The organism is Aquitalea denitrificans, from assembly GCF_009856625.1.
In the GTDB taxonomy this organism is placed as follows: Bacteria; Pseudomonadota; Gammaproteobacteria; order Burkholderiales; family Chromobacteriaceae; genus Aquitalea; species Aquitalea denitrificans.
On the sequence record NZ_CP047241.1, the window covers coordinates 1908981 to 1925470 of the forward strand.

The 16490-nt window shown below is 59.5% G+C and carries 11 protein-coding genes and 1 CRISPR repeat array; of the genes, 3 read left to right on the forward strand and 8 right to left on the reverse strand.

Translation table 11 applies throughout. The annotated features are described in order from the left end of the window. Positions 1-26 precede the first annotated feature (26 nt). The 3 genes from GSR16_RS08645 (at position 27) to GSR16_RS08655 (ending at position 5017) form a co-directional block, all read left to right on the forward strand. Complete coding sequence (locus GSR16_RS08645) at positions 27-1850, forward strand: ATP-binding protein (RefSeq protein ID WP_159876437.1); 1824 nt, start codon at positions 27-29, stop codon at positions 1848-1850. Between the two features lie 3 nt (positions 1851-1853). After that, the gene (locus GSR16_RS08650; RefSeq protein ID WP_159876439.1) at positions 1854-3173 is read left to right on the forward strand and encodes a sigma-54-dependent transcriptional regulator; all 1320 of its coding nucleotides are present in this window, start codon (positions 1854-1856) and stop codon (positions 3171-3173) included. A gap of 260 nt (positions 3174-3433) precedes the next feature. Further along, positions 3434-5017, forward strand: a complete 1584-nt coding sequence (locus GSR16_RS08655) for a methyl-accepting chemotaxis protein (protein WP_159876441.1) — start codon at positions 3434-3436, stop codon at positions 5015-5017. A gap of 135 nt (positions 5018-5152) precedes the next feature. Here the strand turns inward: GSR16_RS08655 and GSR16_RS08660 are convergent, their stop codons facing one another. The 8 genes from GSR16_RS08660 to cas1f form a co-directional block, all read right to left on the reverse strand. Beyond that, complete coding sequence (locus tag GSR16_RS08660) at positions 5153-5827, reverse strand: BRO-N domain-containing protein (protein WP_159876443.1); 675 nt, start codon at positions 5825-5827, stop codon at positions 5153-5155. Positions 5828-6037: 210 nt separating this feature from the next. Further along, a CRISPR array of direct repeats spans positions 6038-7625; the repeat unit is 28 nt; unit sequence TTTCTGAGCTGCCTGTCCGGCAGTGAAC. A gap of 160 nt (positions 7626-7785) precedes the next feature. Continuing rightward, complete coding sequence (cas6f, locus tag GSR16_RS08665; RefSeq protein ID WP_159876445.1) at positions 7786-8370, reverse strand: type I-F CRISPR-associated endoribonuclease Cas6/Csy4; 585 nt, start codon at positions 8368-8370, stop codon at positions 7786-7788. After that, a complete protein-coding gene (csy3, locus tag GSR16_RS08670) occupies positions 8370-9398 on the reverse strand; it encodes a type I-F CRISPR-associated protein Csy3 (protein ID WP_159876447.1) in 1029 nt (342 codons plus the stop codon). Before csy3 ends, cas6f begins: the two co-directional genes overlap by 1 nt. Continuing rightward, a complete protein-coding gene (csy2, locus tag GSR16_RS08675; protein ID WP_159876449.1) occupies positions 9395-10384 on the reverse strand; it encodes a type I-F CRISPR-associated protein Csy2 in 990 nt (329 codons plus the stop codon). The genes csy3 and csy2 overlap by 4 nt, the downstream gene beginning before the upstream one ends. Then, positions 10381-11733 carry a type I-F CRISPR-associated protein Csy1 gene (csy1, locus tag GSR16_RS08680; RefSeq protein WP_240902635.1) on the reverse strand — a complete coding sequence of 451 codons (1353 nt, stop codon included), beginning with the start codon at positions 11731-11733 and terminating at the stop codon, positions 10381-10383. Before csy1 ends, csy2 begins: the two co-directional genes overlap by 4 nt. Positions 11734-11906: 173 nt before the next feature. Further along, on the reverse strand, positions 11907-12608 hold the full coding sequence (locus GSR16_RS21035) for a hypothetical protein (RefSeq protein ID WP_205677528.1): 702 nt from the start codon (positions 12606-12608) through the stop codon (positions 11907-11909). A 33-nt stretch (positions 12609-12641) separates the two neighbouring features. Then, positions 12642-15251 (reverse strand): type I-F CRISPR-associated helicase Cas3f, encoded by a 2610-nt coding sequence (gene cas3f, locus GSR16_RS08685; protein ID WP_205677529.1) that lies wholly within the window; start codon positions 15249-15251, stop codon positions 12642-12644. Continuing rightward, positions 15248-16225, reverse strand: coding sequence for a type I-F CRISPR-associated endonuclease Cas1f (cas1f, locus tag GSR16_RS08690; RefSeq protein WP_159876453.1), 978 nt, complete (start codon positions 16223-16225; stop codon positions 15248-15250). The genes cas3f and cas1f overlap by 4 nt, the downstream gene beginning before the upstream one ends. Positions 16226-16490 lie beyond the last annotated feature (265 nt).

Here is a 16490-nt window from a genome sequence, read left to right on the forward strand (position 1 = left end):
CCAGACGGGCCAGGCCCGGAGTGCGTATGAAACGAACTGTTTTTTATCTTTACCTGCTGATATCGCTGGTGCTGTCCTTGCTGTCGGCCTGGGTGGTTTATACCGTCAGCTGGCAGCAGCAGCTGCAGCAGCGCCAGCAGGAATCGGTGCGCCGCGTGGCGCGCAATGCCGGTTTTCTGCAACACGAAGTGGACAAGTTCGGCTTGCTGCCGCTGGCGGCATCCTATAACGACAACCTGCGCGAAACCCTTGATCATCCGGGGGATGCCCGTTTGCTGGCGCAGGCCAATGACTATCTCACCCGGCTTAATCAGGGTGCCGGCTCGCTGCAGGCTTATCTGGTGGACAAGCAGGGCAAGGTGCTGGCCTCCAGCAACTGGCGGCAAAAAGACAGCTTTGTCGGGCGTAATCTTGCCTACCGGCCATACTTCCAGCAGGCGGCGGCCAACCGTATCACCACCTACTACGCCATCGGCACCACCGGCAATGCCACCGGCTTTTACCTTGCCACAGCCATCCATCAGGGGTCGGAGCGGCTGGGCGTGGTGGCCATCAAGATTGGGCTGGAACAACTGGAGCACATGTGGGGCAATATCGTGGAGCCTTTGCTGGTGTCTGATTCCAATGGCGTGGTGGTGTTGTCATCGGTGCCGGAGTGGAAGTATCACGCCACCGCTCCGCTCAGCTTTGATGCCCGGCTGGCATTGGAAAAAGCCCAGCAGTACAACAAGCAGGTGATCAAACCCCCGCTGTGGCAGCGCAAGAGCGTGCTCAACAGCCAGGCCATGCTGGTGCAGATGGGGCAGGGGCGGGCTCGGCACGAGTACCTGGCAGTCAGCCAGACCATTCCGGTCAGCGGCATGACGCTGACCATGCTCAACGACACCCACGAGCTGCACAGCCTGGCCCTTACCCGGGCACTGGCGGTGGCGGTGATGGTGGGCTTTGCCTGCCTGCTGCTGCATTCGGTAAGGCTGTGGCGCATGAACCTGAAAGCCCAGGCCGAGGCGCGGCGTAATCTGCAGCTGGCGCATGACCATCTGGAAGAGCAGGTGGAACAGCGCAGCAGCGAGCTGAAACAGGCCAATGCCAACCTGAAAACGGAAATCGAAGAACGCATCCAGGCGGCACGGCAGGTGGAAAACTTCCAGAACGAGCTGATCCGCACCGAAAACCTGGCCGTCATCGGCCAGCTGTCCACCGGCATTGCCCACGAAATCAACCAGCCGCTGGCGGCGCTGTCGGCCTTGTCGGCCAATACCGTGCGCTTTCTGGAAATCAACGACCTCACCACCGCGCGGGCCAATCTGGAACGCATCACCGACATCGTGGTGCGGCTGGGCTCACTCACCGAGCAACTGAAATCCTTTGCCCGCCGCCCCAATGGCGAGCGCGAATCGGTGGCAGTGGCGCAGGCGGTGGAAAACGCCTTGTTCCTGCTGAACCACCGGCTGAAAAAGACACATATAACATTGCAGCTGCCCGCCGAACCGGCGGATATTGTGGTGCTGTGTGAAGCGGTGCGGCTGGAACAGGTGCTGGTGAATCTCATCAGCAATGCCATCGATGTGCTGAACGGCGTGGACAACGCGCAGATCAGCATGGACTGGTCGCGCCAGGGCGACACCGTGCGCATCAGCGTACGCGACAATGGCAGCGGCCTGTCCGACGAAGTGCGCGCCCACATTTTCGAACCCTTCTTCACCACCAAGAAAACCAGCGGGCTGGGCCTGGGGCTGGCCCTGTCCTCGGACATCATCAAGTCCTACGGCGGCATGCTGAGCGCCGACAATCACCCGGATGGCGGGGCGGTATTCACCATCACGCTCAGACAGAACAAGCAGGAGTAACACATGAGCAATCTACAAGTACTGGTGATCGAGGACGATCAGGACGTGCAGCTGGGCTATGTCCAGGCGCTGGGGCTGGACGGCATCCCGGCCCAGGGTTTCGATTCTGTGGAAAAAGCCCGTCGCAGCATAGGCCGCGACTTTGCCGGCATCATCGTCAGCGACATCCGCCTGCCCGGCATGGACGGCCTGGCCTTTATGCAGGAGCTGCTGGCCGACGACCCCGACCTGCCGGTCATCCTGATTACCGGCCACGGCGACATTGCCATGGCGGTGCAAGCCATGCGCGATGGGGCTTACGATTTCATCCAGAAACCCTTCCTGCCGCAAGTGCTGGTGTCGGTGGTACAGCGCGCGCTGGAAAAGCGCCGTCTGGCACTGGAAGTACGCCAGCTGCGCAAGCAACTGGCCGCCTATGGCGGGCTGGAAAGTCGCCTGATTGGCAACTCCAACGTGATGGCCGAACTGCGCCACCTGGTGCAGGGCGTGGCCGCCACGCCCACCGATGTGCTGATCAACGGCGAAACCGGTGCCGGCAAGGAACTGCTGGCGCGCTGCCTGCACGACCTGTCCGGCCGCACCGGCCCCTTCGTCGCCCTTAACTGCGGCGGCCTGCCGGAAAGCCTGTTTGACAGCGAAATGTTCGGCCACGAAGCCGGGGCATTTTCCGGGGCCAGCAAGCAGCGCATCGGCAAAATCGAATACGCCCAGCATGGCACGCTGTTCCTGGACGAAATCGAAAGCATGAGCGTGCCGATGCAAATCAAGCTGCTGCGCGTGCTGCAAGAGCGGGTGATAGAACGGCTGGGCTCCAACCGGCTGATTCCGGTGGACTTTCGCGTGATTGCCGCCACCAAGGCCGACCTGTCCAAGCTGGCCGAAGAAGACAAATTCCGCGCCGACCTGTACTTCCGCCTGAACGTGGTCACGCTGGACCTGCCGCCGCTACGCGCCCGGCGCGAGGACATTCCGCTGTTGTTTGATTACTTTGTCACCCAGTCCGCGCTGCGCATGAACCGACCGGCACCGGCCATCACCCCGGAAGTCATCCGCGACCTGATGGCCTACCACTGGCCGGGCAATGTGCGCGAGCTGCGCAATCAGGCCGACCGCTTTGTGCTGGACCTGAAAATGGTGCCCGGCAACGCCATGGCCGACACCCAGCTCACCCTGCACGCGGCGGTGGAATCGTTTGAAAAGGGCATGATTGCCGAAGAACTGCGCAAACAGGGCGGCAATGTCTCCAAAACCGCCGAAGTGCTGAAAATCGCCAAAACCACGCTGTTCGACAAGATCCGCAAATACGATCTGGAAGAAAAATAAAACTCAGCACAAAACAAGACCGGCAGCCGGGCCAAGTGCCCGCTGCCGGTTTTTCATGCCCTCTGCATGCCTGGCCCGCCTGCATCACGCGCAGGGCCTGCCGCCAAGCGGCACCATGTCATGGCCGGGTTCCGGTCTTCCGTCTTTTTTCTCACTTGCAAAATAACCGTCTACGCTAATAGATGATTTCATCGGTTAAATCCTTGCATCTGGAAGGCGCCAGAATGGGAAAACTCAAAATTTCAAGTCGTTTATACATTTTGCTGACGATTGTAACGACAGCCTTCACCTTGCTGTTGCTGATTGCCAATATCGGTATGAACTATCTTGGAGATCTTCAGGATGCCGGTTACAAGCGCAGCCAGCAAAGCAATGAAATGCTGATTACTGCAAAGATCGGTCCGGTGATATATCGGGTCATTGCCGACAGCATCATTAACCGGAATCTGGATGAATCCGCCAAAGACTGGGCTGAAATCAAGGCGGTGTCAGAAAAAAGGCTGGCGCGTGCCAGTGAACTTGCACTCAGTCCGGAAAATAAAAAATGGGTAGAGCAGGCGCAAACCGCATACGGCAAGCTGGTGGGTCTGTATGAATCCCGTGTCTTGCCACTACTCAAGGCCGATGCCGATCTCAAGCTGATCCGGCCACTGGACGACGAGATGGACACCTATGTCAAAGCCATTGACGACGCTTTGACTCCCTTTGCCTCGGCGCTGACAGTGGAAGCGGATGAAGCCGACAAGCAGTTTGATTTGACAAGAACACGCATTATCTCGGGCAGCCTGATCACGGCGCTGGTGATGCTTGCCGCCTTGATGCTGCTTTCGCTGTATGTCAGCAGAAGCATCATCCGGCAGTTGGGTGGCGAGCCACATTACGCCATGCAGGTATCGCGCCGCATTGCCTCTGGCGATCTCTCAACCCGGGTGGAGGTTGCCGGTGCCAGCCAGGACAGCCTGATGGCCTCGATCAAGGTGATGCAGGATCAGTTGGCCCAGTTGATTCGCAAGGTGTTGACCAGTTCGGAGAATGTTTCCCGCCTGGCGGCCGAACTCGCCGCCGCATCCAGCCAGGTGTCGATGACCGCATCAAAGCAAAGCGATGATACGGTGTCTGTGGCGTCCTCGATTGAAGAGCTGACCGTCAAGATTGATATCGTCGCGGGGAATGCACAGGAAGCCGAACAGATTGCCACGGAGTCTGGCAGCCGTTCCGACCTGGGGGCATTGCAGGTCAAGGATGCAACGGATGAAATGACCCGTATTGCCCAGAACGTGAGTGAGACGGCGCAGCAGATGGCCACGCTGTCCACCCAGTCGCAACAGATCAGCAGCATTGCCAATGTAATCAAGGAAGTTGCAGATCAGACCAACCTGCTGGCACTGAATGCGGCCATCGAAGCCGCCCGGGCCGGCGAACAAGGCCGGGGTTTTGCCGTGGTCGCGGATGAGGTTCGCAAACTTGCGGAACGGACAACCATGTCCGCCGGCGAGATATCCTCGATGATATCCAGCATCCAGAGCAATACCGATCAGGCGATCGCCACCATGCAACTGGGTAACCAGCGGGTGACGGATGGCGTGGTGCTGGCAGACCGTGCCGGCGAATCAATGCAATTGATCAGTGATGGTTCAAAAATTGTTGTGCAGGCTGTAAGCGGAATTTCCAACGCCTTGCGGGAACAGAAATCAACAAGCAATGCGATTGCCAAACGTGTTGAGCACATCGCCCACATGACCGAAGAGACCAGTACGGTTGTTTCACAGGTAGCTGCCAATGCCGAGCAACTCAAGGCCATGGCGGATGAACTTAAACATGCTGTTTCCGGTTTCAGGGTGTAGCCGTGACCATCCCGTCTGCTGGCTGATTGTCCGGAGTCTGCTGTCAGAGGCCGGTATGTTCCTGATCTGGTTGATGTGCACGCGGCAGCCCAAGCGGCTACCGTGTGCGCATGATGTTAGCTACCCACGCATCCATTATCCCGACGACGACATGCGCCGTGCCTGTCGTTGCAAACGTCCACGCAATTGCTGGTGGCACGCCGTCGCCAGCCCTAACAACTCGCCATTATCCGCAGCAATACCCTGCGCGGTGGCTATCTGCTGTGCCAAGGCCTGCAAGGGCGTTGCCTTGCTGTTCAGCCCCAGCAAGCGGCCATGCGCATGGCGCAAGGGATGGTCCGGCGTGTAATCCAGCGTCAGCAGCCAGTGCGAATGCTGCCAGCGCGCGCCCTGCGTCAGCACCGCCTGCAATACTGCATGGCTGACTTGCACCCCGGCCTCCGCCGCCAGCGCCAGGGCCTGTTCCCAACGCGGGGCTGTGGGCGGAAGCTGTTCCAGTGCCGGTAGCAGCTCTCGGTTCAACCAGTCACGTAACTGCCGCGCCAGCGGCTTGCCACTGCGATGCAAGGCGCGCAGCAGCGCCGTTGCGGGCCAGTATTCTTTTATGTCTTCAGTTTCTGCGGTGTTTTCGCGGGTCGGGTCTGCGGCCAGTAATTGCTGGATACGGCTTCCCAGCCGACGGCCAATGACGGCCAGCACATCGCCGCTGTACAGCCACCATTGGCCATGGTGGTGTTGCACATGCAGGGGCTTACCGTAGTAGTAAAAGCAAAGGGGCGGGGGATGTTGGGGGGTGGTTTGAGCTGTCATCGAGCGGGTTCCTTTGAGCATGAAAACGCCATCTGCTTTCGGGCATGGCAACCGCTTCGAGAAGGTGTGTTGAGCACCAGCGGCGGATTCTAGGGATGGCAGGGGAGTGCGGAAACTGACCGAATGGACCGCAGAGTAGACGAGTCAGCCTTTCGATGCTGGCTATCCGGCAGTGGACTCGATACCTTCCGGCACCTGCGCGGGCGGGGCTTTCTGAGCTGCCTGTCCGGCAGTGAGTCACAGTCGCCCACAAGGCGGCTTAGTTTTGGATTTCTGAGCTGCCTATGCGGCAGTGAACGGGACGGCAGCAACTGATAGCTGGTGCGGCTGTTTCTGAGCTGCCTGTCCGGCAGTGAACACGCCATTTGCCCAGGTGTAAGTTTCCCGGTATTTCTGAGCTGCCTGTCCGGCAGTGAACATGTCTTCGGTACAGCCAAGTCATCGTAGCGCTTTCTGAGCTGCCTGTCCGGCAGTGAACCCTGAAAGAAGAATTCGACGCTGACTGGTACTTTTCTGAGCTGCCTGTCCGGCAGTGAACAAGGCGTTCTTGCTCGGCACGTTCGGCAGCAATTTCTGAGCTGCCTGTCCGGCAGTGAACGGAAAAACGCTATTTACTCTTCATTGGCTCAATTTCTGAGCTGCCTGTCCGGCAGTGAACATTCAGTGCGCCGGTTTCATCGCCTTCAATATTTTCTGAGCTGCCTGTCCGGCAGTGAACGCGTGCAGGAAAATGTCCTCAGTGCTGTAGTTTTTCTGAGCTGCCTGTCCGGCAGTGAACCAACGTCACCGTTTTTCCAGCTATTCTGAAGCTTTCTGAGCTGCCTGTCCGGCAGTGAACTGGGGTCAGCATAACCCCAAAAGGGTCATGATTTTCTGAGCTGCCTGTCCGGCAGTGAACATAAGTCAGGGTAAGCATTGCCGCCTTCGGACTTTCTGAGCTGCCTGTCCGGCAGTGAACGAAACGCCAAAGCCGAAGATTTCCTCCAGCTTTTTCTGAGCTGCCTGTCCGGCAGTGAACCCGGCAAGCGCTTTGGCACAGGGCATTGCAACTTTCTGAGCTGCCTGTCCGGCAGTGAACAGTTACTGCGTGAAGCTGGACGTTTTGAGGATTTTCTGAGCTGCCTGTCCGGCAGTGAACGTTACTTGCGCGATCGTGTTTGCGATATAGCTTTTCTGAGCTGCCTGTCCGGCAGTGAACGAGCGCTGGGCAATGCGGGCGTTCTTCGCGATTTTCTGAGCTGCCTGTCCGGCAGTGAACATGGTTTCACGTCTGATCTGCTGTTCTTGGCATTTCTGAGCTGCCTGTCCGGCAGTGAACCCCAGCGGCCCAGCAGACGCCGGCATGATTCATTTCTGAGCTGCCTGTCCGGCAGTGAACGCGCCGAGCAAGGCCGACGAATCCGTGGCTAATTTCTGAGCTGCCTGTCCGGCAGTGAACTGGTTGCAAGTAAGCGTCGGGCTTCTGTCGTTTTTCTGAGCTGCCTGTCCGGCAGTGAACAACATTTGCAGACACTCGGCACTGTCCAGCATTTTCTGAGCTGCCTGTCCGGCAGTGAACCTGTCCAGCGTGGATACCAGACCTTGCTGCATTTTCTGAGCTGCCTGTCCGGCAGTGAACTTGTTGCGCGTCTTCTGCTCGCGGGTCAGGCTTTTCTGAGCTGCCTGTCCGGCAGTGAACTGGTTGCAAGTAAGCGTCGGGCTTCTGTCGTTTTTCTGAGCTGCCTGTCCGGCAGTGAACCTGCACGGGTAGGTAAACCGAACGGCCGGACATTTCTGAGCTGCCTGTCCGGCAGTGAACCAGGCCGCTTTACGCTGGTTTGCTTGGCCAGTCCGGCTGTGGGCCATTCTGGCTTCGAAAACCTTTCTTTGCTGCTGCGTTGTAACTGATTGATTTTTAAAGATCACGGAGCCACGCAAAAAAAAGGGTTGCTGCCGTTCTCCGGTAGCAACCCCTCGTGTCACCAACTGGGCAGGGTGGCGCTGCTGCTCAGGCCGTAGCTGTTGAACTCACCGCTGACTGCTTGAGTGACTGCATGCTGGTCGATAAACAGCAAGAAGCGTTGGCCGGTACTGCTGCTGTCCAGGGTGATGTAGGGCAGGGACAGGCGCCGTGCCTTGCGGTCAGGGATACGGCGGTATGCTTCGGCGGTATCCATGTTTTTGCGGCGCATCAGTCGGGCGCGTTCGCGGGCAGGGTTGCTTTTGGCTTGCCGCCGCTGTACGCGAATAGCCTGGGTGGTGGCGGGTACCGGGCGGATGTTGCCAATCAGCGCGTAATCGGCAAAGCCGCTGGCCCAGTGGCTGGCCATCAGGCTGTCCAGTGCGGCGGCGCTGCCATGCAGGCGCAGGGTTGCGCCCAGGCTGGGCGGGGCTGGGTCTTTGTCTTGCTGCTTGCCGGTGCTGTAGCCGGGAAAGCTGACGCCAATGTCGCCCCGTTGCTGCTTGCTCAGCACGCGGTGCAGCTTGGCGTACAGGGCTGCCAGCAAAACCGTGGCGTTGAAGTCGGCATCCGGCAGCAGGCGGATATCCAGGTAGTGGTCCATCAGTCAGCCTTACCAAATACGCCGCCACGAATCAGGGTGGCGATGACAAAGTGCTGTTGCTCGGTGTCCGGTTTGCTGTCTTTCAGCACCCAGTTGTCCAGCAGGGTGTAGAAGTCCTGCTTTTGCTTGGGCTGGCGGTAGGCTTCTCCCTGAGTGGTGACGACGCCGTAGGGTTCGATGGCGATGGGGCCGTTGTCGGCAGCGCCCGGATACCAGGTGTCGATGGTGCGCAGGGCGTTGCCGATTTTCTGCGAGTGGATGGCGGCAATGCGGGCATTACCTTGTTGCACCATGTAGAGGGTTTTGCTTTTGTCGCCACGTCCAAGGTCCATAATCAGTTCCTGGCTGGGAAATACTTCCTGGCCGTTGCCGCTGCGTACATAGGCGTCGATGTGCAGCAGCACGTGCTGGCTGCCGGCCAGTCCTTCGGCAATCAAGGCACCCAGGCGGTCTACCTGTTCATTGCTTTCCAGGCTGCGCAGGCTGAGGGCCAACGCGTCGAAGCGCCAGCTTTGTACGGCGGCACCGTCTTGCCATTGGGCAATGTGAATCTCTACTTGCTCGGCGCCCACGCGGTTGCGCCACAAAAAGCGGCCATTGGCCAGGTTGGTGGCATAGCGGCGTGCCAGTTCGCCAAAGCCGTATTCCTGACGGTAGCCGTCTATGGTTTGCAGCAGTTTGCTGCGGTAGTCGGCCTTGTTGCAGGCCGAAGGTTTGCCCACGCCGGCCAGTACGCGCAAGGTGAAGCTGACTTTCAGGGTGTCGGCGTCATGGGGCAGGGTGGCCACGTCCACGGTTTGCAGATTAGGGTTCTCGATCTTAATGTCCTGTTTGAGAGGATCCTTCTCTGGGCCTTTTGTTTTCAGGCGGTTGGAGATGGTGCCGCGCACCGATTTTTCCCGTACTTCCACGTGTGGCCAGCGCTGGCTTGCTGTGCGTTCTTCCCATTGGCCGGCATAAAACAGCGCATCGGATGGGTCCAGTTTGCGTTCGAAAGCGAGGACGGAGGCGTTTTCCAGTTTGCTCATGCGAGTTCTCCCAAAATGGCTGGTTCGGTGGCGCGGGTAAGGTGGTAGTCGTTGTGGCAGCGGTATACCCCGCTGCTGGCGTCGTGGCTGGGGTACCACAGCAGTTGCCGGTAGTCGGTGAGGCGGTGCGGGCTGAGCCATTCGCCCAGTGAATACAGGCTTTCGACAAAGCGCACCGGTGTGGTTTCGTCACGGCAATGGGCCACGCTGCCGGGCACGTACAGCGGCGTAAGCGCGCCATAGCCCACCGGCAGCGGCACAATCCAGCCTTGGCCTTGCTGGCGCGAGTGCTGCCAGCTTACCTGGCCTTGTTCATCGGCTACCGGGTAGTGGTTCAGGCGGCACTGGTCCAGCCAGGCGTCCAGCCGCTGGTCGTTAGTGGCCTCGCCCGGCTGGGCTGGCGCTGGTAGCAGATCATCGCGGGCCAGCAGCGCATAGCCGGGCATCAGCCAGCGGCGCAGTTGGCGGAATTGGTCTTGTCGCTCGTCTGTCGATTCTGGCAGGTGTTTCAGCCTGGGCTGCAAGCGGCTGCGGCCGGGCAGTATGCTGCCGCCCGCCACGCGCAGGGTGTGCAGTGTTTGCTGGATACGGGTGGCAAGTTGATCCAGCTCTGCCTGGCTGGCACCGGACAGTGTATTTCCCAGTGCCAGGCCAAATACCAGGGATAGCTCCAGGTGAATGCGGCCTTCTTCCACAATGGCGGCGGTGCTGCCGTCCTTGTTCAGCGGGTTGCGGCTGAGGTTGAAGCGCTGTACGTAGTCGCCATTGGTTTGCGCCTGGTAGTGGTGGTTGATGATGCCCACACCAACCATGTCCAGGTCCAGTTCCGGCCCCAGTTTGCGCCGCAGTGCAGTCATCAGGCCGGTGAAGGCAGTGGGGCCGGGGTGGCCCCAGCTGTGCGGGCCGCTGATGGCATTGGCGTTTTGTACGCGCAGGTGGGGAATGTGCAGCAGGGCGTTAATGTTGGGCAGGCGGTGTGGCGTCATGCCGGTACTCCTTGTTGCAGGCGGTCCAGCTGGCCTTGCCAGCCGGCGTCCTGGGCCAGTTCGCGCTGCCAGAAGTCGAATTCCGCTTCGGCCAGGTGCAGGCCTTTGCCTTCCAGGCGGCGGTTCAGCCAATAGGCAAAGTCTGTTGCCAGTTGTTGTGGCCAGTCCTGGCATTCGAATTGCTGCTTGAAGTCGTCGTCCTGTTCGGCGCGGTAGGGGTCCAGCCAGCATTGTTGTGCGAGGGGTAGCAGGCAGTCGGGGTGGGCAGTCCAGCCAGGTGGCAGGCTGTTGCTGTAGGCAGCGCCAAATTGCAGCAGTTCGTCAAACAGCTCGGCCAGATAGCGCTCGCGCCGCTGCCGGATATGGATGTTGTTGTGCTCCGGTTTGAGGTGGCTGAGGAAGTCGCCAAATTCACGCAGCAAGGTGCGCACTGGCTGGCGTCTGCCAAAGCGGCGGAAGGCGTTGTCCAGCTGGTAAAGCGGGCGGATTTCCGTACTGTCCCAGTGTGGTGGCAGGCTGGCCAGCAGGTAATTGCTGCCACGGCGTTCGCTGTTGAGTTGCGAGATATTCTGCGGTTTGGTGCCGCCTTTTTTCTCTTCTGCCAGTTGCGGGTAGTCGTGGTAGCCGTGTGGGTGGTTGTTGCCGTCGCGTTTCGCCTGACGTGCGGCCTTGGCGGCGTCGCCAAAGCGGTGTTCCTGAATGCGGCCATACAGCCAATGGCTGACTGCGCTGGAGTTGAGGATGGACAGCAGGTGGTAATGGCTGTCGTTATTGGCATCGGCAAGGTATTTATCTGGCGACACCGGCCAGTAGATTTGTTTGCTTAGCGACCCAGCATGAGGCGTTACTGTTTGGGAAAGCACTTTGCAAAATTCTGAGCGCCAGTCTTCTGCCAGCGCACTGTCCACGCCAAAGGCCGACAGCAAATCTTGATCGGCTTTATTCAGAAGTGACAGCAGGCTTTCGCCACCAAAATCGAGTAGCAGGAATTTATATATGCCAAGTACGGCGGCATTGCCTACAGCATCTACCTGATCATCAGGCAAAGCATGGCTGCCGATTTCTAAGCGCGGGGGAAGGCTGCTGGGTAGCTTAAACAGACTACTGGCTTCGGTAGCTGAATGAGTTGCTTTGGCTGGATGGGTAGCCAGGCGTAAGGGATTTTTCTTTTGCGACTTCAAATTTGCGACAGCTTTGGATAACCACTCCCTGATGTCTTCTTGCGTGAGAGTGGACTTTGCTGGCGTGACGTTTTCAGCGGTCTGGTCCTGCTTGTCGTTAAGGCGACTATCGATAAAGGCAGCAATCAATTGCTGCAAGGCCTGACTGCGTGGGGTTGCTTGCGTCATATCCTCCACCTGTTGGTTATTGCGGATTAGCCAGTCTTTTTGCCAAATGCGTATGGCAAGCCAAAATGAAATTAACATCCGATTGGCATGTTCTCAAGCGAGATACATCTGTATGAAGGCAGGAATTGATGTGGATTAAAGCGACTATCAGCCCGCTGTATAGCCGAATATGCCTAGCGTTTGCGCCCAAACCCCAGTACCGGATGAAACAGCCAGCCTTCATCGCTGTTCTTGTCGGCGCGCAAACGCAGCCTGCCGTAGCGGCGGGCACAATCTTCCAGTGGCATGTCCAGTGTGCTGGCCAGTTGTTCCAGCTCGGACAGATAGTCGCTGCTGCCCCAGGGGCGGATGCCCTTGCCGCACAGCAGGGTGCTATCGGCAATGAGGTGTAGCAGGTGATCGCTTTTCAGCCAGTCGATCGGGTCGCGCTGCTTGTCTTGTTCCAGACGCAGCAGGCTGAGGCCGCTGGCGTTGTCTTCATCCGGTAGCAATGCCAGTTCCCATTCGTCGCCATGGCTCAGGCGGAAGGGCTGCTTGCGTTGCAGGGCGGCGTGCAGCATGGCATGCGGCCATTGCCAGCAGGTGGCCGCACATAGCCTTGGTTCGCCAGTGCTGTTGCGGCGTAGCCCCGGTTTGTGGGTCTGGTTTAGGTCTTTTTGCAGGCGGTAATGTTCCAGGTCTGTCAGGCTGTGGGTGGGGCGCTGTTCTGCTTCCGGACGGGCCAGCAGGCGCGGGCGGGAGTCTGGGTGCTGGTATTCTTCGGCGCGCAGCAAGATGTTCAGGTCCTGTTCCTGCAAGGGGAAGTCCTTGTTTTCGAAGCCGGGGCGGCAGTAGGCCGGTTTTTTTCCCTGCCAGGCGGCCAGGTTGTATTGCAAGATCAGCAGATTGCGTACGCTCCATGGCTGTGGCTAGTGGCGGCGCACCCGGCCTGCCAGCTGGATGAGCGAGCGCATGGAGGAAGGTTCGGCAATCGCCCAGTTGTAGCAGTGGTCGCGGCCCACTTCGCTGACTGGGGAGGACAGCACGATGAATATGTGGTCGGCAGCGCTGCTGCCATCCAGCCGGTGGCGGATGTCCGGCAGCGTGAACAGTGCTTGCGGGTTGTGCCGGGTGAGGGCGGCGTCCAGCTGCTGTTCTATGGCAGAGCGCAGCAGCAATGGGTATTGCGCGTGGTAAACGCAAAGATGAAGCTGCACGCCATCCTGTGCGTCTTGCGCGTACAGTGCTTGGGCCAGCGGATAAATATTGCTGATATTAGCCAGGCGGATCAGCCCGATACTGACCCGTTTGCCGCTAGCAGGGTCGGTGTCGTGGTTGTGCGTATGTAGCTGTATGGATTGCTGGCGTAGCAGGTGGGCCAGTGGCTCAAACATCTCGCTGTGTTGACGCGGAATGCCACTGAGGGCAAGCAACTCCGCATTGCGGCGTACCGCCTGGCCAGCCAGCCAGTGGGCACGGTTGGCGGCAAACTGCTGATGGCTGGCAGCAAAACTGGTGTTGTCCGGGCAGTCTGCCGCATGGCAGTTTTGCTCATCCACCCACAGGCAGCAAATATTGAGCGCCTGGCCCGGCATGCCACGGTGACGTTGAAATTGATGGCGTCCGGCCTGATAGGCATCAAACAGGCACTGCACCAGTGCCGGGGGCAGGGTGGCGGAAGATAGCAGCACCCGGCTGCCCAGCAAGCCCGCCCAGTAAACCAGCCGGGTGAGGGCGGGCAGGTCTTCCACCGAAAAGTCATCCGGTTCGTCCAGCACCAGATCGGAACTCATCAGCCGCAGCATGGGGGCGATTTGTCGCCCGCCACGCGTGGCTTCGGTGGCCGGGGTGAGGTGGTCGATGGTGCACACCAGTACCGGGGCGGCCAGCAGGGCGTTGAATTGCGGATCGTGACTGAGCTGTTGTAGCAAGGGGTGATTGGGCTGGCCATCAAACAGCACCGGATTTTCTTCGTCCATCAGGGCTTGGGCTGAGGCTGAGCCATTGGCTTCCGCTTCCTGCGCTTGCAGTTGAAACAATTCCCGGCTGGCGCTGCCGCCAACGCGGATAGCCAGTTGCTCTGTGCTCAGTTGCAGCCGCTCGCGAAAGGCCTGGCCGGTTTGCAGGGTGAGGGTGCGCAGGCCAAGGGCAAAGGCGCAGCGCATGCCGGTATCCGGATTAGCCAGTGCATGCATGATGCGGGCATTGCCCAGGGTTTTGCCGCAGCCGGTGGACGCCAGGTTCACGATGAAAGCCCCTTGGCTGGCGGCACGCTGGCGCAGGCTGCTGGCCATGTCATGGGCCTTGTTCTGCCAGCTAAAGCGTGGGTCGGTGCTGCGCTTTTGCAAAGCCCGGCAGCGACCCAGTGCTGGCAGGGCGCGGGCGACATCAGGCAAGGCCGTAGCGGCATGCAAGGCATGGCGGGCAACGCCGGTCAGGTGTTCCGGCAGGGTTTGGTTGAAGCGGCGGCCCGTCCCGGCTGGCAAGGCAGGGTCGCGGCGCAGGGTGTTGGCAAAGGCAATCTTTTTTTCCTGTGCGCTCTGCCAGCTTTGCTTGACGGTTTGGCTGGAAAAATGGTGGTCGGCCAGCATCAGGCTGAGGCGTGCCAGATGCAGCGGGTACACCTCGTCCAGCCAGATGGTGCCGCTTGGTCTGGCGGCGAGCTGCCCGGCCAGTTTGGCCACCCGTGCACACCATGTGCTGTCGTTGCAGGGCAGGCCATGGGGAAACTGCCAATACGGCGTGGCTTCGGTTTTGCTGACCGGGTCGCAAGGCTGATTCCAGTTGTGATCGAGTGCCTGCAGGCCGGTGCCAAGTTGATTGGCGGTGATGGGCTCAGTATTAGTCAGCGGCAGGCGGTGGTGGCTGAGCACCAGCCAGGCGATGGCGGCGGCCAGCGGTGGCAATGCCCCCGGCTGAAACGGCTGCTTGTCTGCTGCGCCCGGATCCATGCCATCGCGCAAACTGGCTTGTTGCAAGCAGCTTTCCCAGACGGCGGTGGTCATCTGTGAGGGATCTTGCAGGCGTGTCAGCCAGCCAGCGTCGTCGTCGCTGCCGACAAAGCCCTGTAGCAGGCGCAAGGATACCCATTCATGCCGGTAGAGGTTGGCGGGTTGAGGCTTGTCACTGCGCAGCCGCTGCTGGAATGCCTGACAGGCTTTGCCCAGGTCGTGAAACAAGGCGGCCAGGCCGGCCATCAGCCGGATATCCTCGCCGCTCAACCAATCATTTTCGTCTTGTGCCCTCAGCACATTACGCTGCGTGGTGTTGGTGGGGGTGGCACCTTGCGCATTGAAGCGACGGGCATCGCCGACGATCCACAGCAGTTCTGCGTGGTCCCGGCCGCGCAGCCAATGGCAGGCCACGGCAGTATTCTTGCGCGCTGTTTTGCGTAGCAGGCGGTGCAAGGTTTCCAGCCCGGCCTGGGTGATGGGGGTTTGCCAGCTGCGGTCGCCCTTGCGTTCGGCAAACTGGTCCAGAATACGGCGTGTTTCAGTCAGCGCGCGTTTGTCGCATTGGGAAATCAGCAGGATATTCATGCGCTGGCCCGGCCTTGTGTTTCGGCAATGGTTTTCAGTTGATCAATCATGAAATCCAGTGCTTCGCTGCGTAGTAGCTGTTCGATACAGCATTGGCGAAAGCTTTGTTCGTCGTCGCCACGCATGGCGCTGACAAAGGCTTGCGGCAGGATGATGGCGTCCTTGACCAGGTCGGCTGCATCAAACACCAAGCCACCTCGACGCGTTTTGCCATGCAGGATGGCCAGGCCATGCGGCAAGCCCAGCACCCAGGTGGCGGTGGCGCCCAGGCCATAGGCGAGGTAATTGCCATGGTCCAGAAAACGGTTGGCCGGGTCGCTGCCGCTGCCACGTTTGGCACGGGTGAATTCGCCGTAGTGGCTGGCTTGGGCTGCCAGGCGAAACAGCAGTTTGGAAAGGCGGGCTTCTTCGGTGAGCAGGACGGTGTGGTCCACGGCATGGGTGATGGCATGCGCCGAGGCCTGCAGCGCTTCGCTCAGGCGGGTTTCATCAATGACGAAACCGGCTTCACGTAATTGGCGGTTATCCGACCATTGTGCGCGGATGCGTTCCAGCCTGGCCAGTTGCAACTGTTTGGCCGCGGCCAGCCGTTTGGACTCGTCAAACCAGAATCCCACCCAGTATTGCAAGTATTCGGTTGGCCGGTATTCGGATTGGGGAGATTGCCAGGCGATATCCAGTTCGCGCTCGCCCGCAGTAAACAGCGGCGTGCCGCCACCACCACAAAAGCCAACCATCACGCCTGCCTTGGTCAGTTCGCGCATGGCGGCCTGGGTGATGGAAGTGCCGGTGCCCAGCAGCAGGGTAGTGGTGTTGGCGATGGGGATGTTCCAGTAAAGCGACTGCTTGCCCTGATCCGTTACGTACTCCACCCGGCCACCGTTGACCAGCACGCGGCAGTGTTCCAGGTAATAGAGATGTGCCCGCTTGGAGTGCAGAATGGTTTTAAGGTCGGAGGGTGAAATGTCATCCATGACGACGCCTCGCTTCACAGAAAAGGACAATGGGCAGCAGATTACGCCATTTAACATGCAAAGGTCATGTTATGAGTGTATGGCTACCGGGCTTGCCGCAAGACCTGAGAGAGATGAAATGGATCTTTGGCCAGGCAAAGATCCCTTTCCCGTCCGCCGCGTGGAAGCAGCTCAATCCTGGATTCGATAAGCTGCGGGGGCTTGAGGATGTTTGAAACCACCGGCACCACACAAAAATGGAGCCTCTCCAGCTGTGCCCTGCTAT

Bases quoted from the DNA above. Each gene is read 5' to 3' on its own strand.
- GSR16_RS08645 (WP_159876437.1), top strand. From the start codon at position 27: ATGAAACGAACTGTTTTTTATCTTTACCTGCTGATATCGCTGGTGCTG.
- GSR16_RS08650 (WP_159876439.1), top strand. From the start codon at position 1,854: ATGAGCAATCTACAAGTACTGGTGATCGAGGACGATCAGGACGTGCAG.
- GSR16_RS08660 (WP_159876443.1), bottom strand. From the start codon at position 5,827: ATGACAGCTCAAACCACCCCCCAACATCCCCCGCCCCTTTGCTTTTAC.
- cas6f (WP_159876445.1), bottom strand. From the start codon at position 8,370: ATGGACCACTACCTGGATATCCGCCTGCTGCCGGATGCCGACTTCAAC.
- csy3 (WP_159876447.1), bottom strand. From the start codon at position 9,398: ATGAGCAAACTGGAAAACGCCTCCGTCCTCGCTTTCGAACGCAAACTG.
- csy2 (WP_159876449.1), bottom strand. From the start codon at position 10,384: ATGACGCCACACCGCCTGCCCAACATTAACGCCCTGCTGCACATTCCC.
- csy1 (WP_240902635.1), bottom strand. From the start codon at position 11,733: ATGACGCAAGCAACCCCACGCAGTCAGGCCTTGCAGCAATTGATTGCT.
- cas3f (WP_205677529.1), bottom strand. From the start codon at position 15,251: ATGAATATCCTGCTGATTTCCCAATGCGACAAACGCGCGCTGACTGAA.
- cas1f (WP_159876453.1), bottom strand. From the start codon at position 16,225: ATGGATGACATTTCACCCTCCGACCTTAAAACCATTCTGCACTCCAAG.